1 protein-coding gene is annotated in these 1,222 nt (G+C 63.3%); it reads left to right on the top strand.

Features of this window, described 5'->3' with window-relative positions; all coding sequences use genetic code 11:
- Positions 1 to 104: 104 nt before the first annotated feature.
- Positions 105 to 1,222, top strand: a 1,118-nt coding sequence (locus tag ACNPAA_RS20880) for an IS66-like element ISKpn15 family transposase (RefSeq protein WP_417891989.1), incomplete at its 3' end; no start/stop codon positions are given.

The following is a 1,222-nucleotide window of genomic DNA, read 5'->3' on the forward strand; positions in this document are numbered from 1 at the left end:
GTAAGTATTCACCGGAACAGTATTGACACAGGAAAAATGAGACGATCGTCTCTTGATCCCACTTTCCTGCTTGCTTGATCCTGCTCCTTAGATACGCTCCCCCCATGAGCAAAAACACCATGCATTCCGCGGGAATGCCCACCACTCTGGAGCAGGCCAACGAGCTGATTTATAAGCTCCTCGACCGCATCGCCGAGCTGGAGGACCGCCTCAATCAGCACAGCGGCAACTCCTCCAAGCCGCCTTCCAGCGACGGCCCCGGTGCACCGCCGCCGGCCCGCAAGCGTCCGGCGTCCGGCAAGCAACGGGGGGCGCAGCCCGGTCACAAGGGACATCGCCGCGAGCGGCATCCGCTTGATGCCCGCCTGACCCTGGTCCCGCATTACCCTGCCGCCGATTGCGCTTGCTGTGGCGGGGACATGGTGGCCCATGCCAAACCCTATCAGGTTCATCAGGTGTTCGAGCTGCCCGAGGTGAGCTATCTCGTCACCGAACACCAACTGTATCGTGCGACCTGCTCACGGTGTATCGGCACGACCCAGGCCGCACTGCCAGACAACGTCAGCAGCAGCCAGATGGGGGCCAATCTGCTCAGCTACATCGCGCTGCAAAGCGGCCAGTTTCACCAGAGCGTCAGCCAGATACAGCAGCAGCTCAAACAGCATTTCGGCCTGAGTTTTAGCCGGGGCGCCATCAGTGAGGCGCAGGGGCGGGTGAGTGCCATGCTCACCCCGACCTACCAGGCCATCAAGCAGCAGGTGCAGACGGCCACCCACGTTCATGCCGATGAGACCCGGCATCAGCGGGGTGGAGAGCGCCGCTGGATGTGGCTGGCGCTGAGCAAGATAGCCGTCTGCTTCATGACGGCCTATGGCCGTGGTCAGGAGGCGGCCAAGCGGCTGCTGGGCGCCGAGTTTGACGGGGTGCTGGTGACCGACCAGTACGCCGGCTACCGGTTTATCGACGCCGACCAGCGGCAACTGTGCTGGGCCCACGTGGCCCGCAATCTCGCGGCCATCGCCGAGAGTAGCGAGCAGTGCAACCAGCCCATCGGTGCCCGGTTGGTCTTGCTGGCGGATGCGGTGTTTCGTACCCGGCACCGTTGGGAAAGCGGTGCGTTGAGCAAGCAGAAATACCTGCGCAGGCTCGCGCGTTACCGGCAAAGCTGGCGAAGCCAGTTGGAGCGCGGCGCCCTGTTGTGCAGCAAACGCTACCGTGGACG

It is taken from the genome of Aeromonas sp. PS2Canimalfood6, assembly GCF_048276795.1.
GTDB lineage: Bacteria > Pseudomonadota > Gammaproteobacteria > Enterobacterales > Aeromonadaceae > Aeromonas > Aeromonas caviae.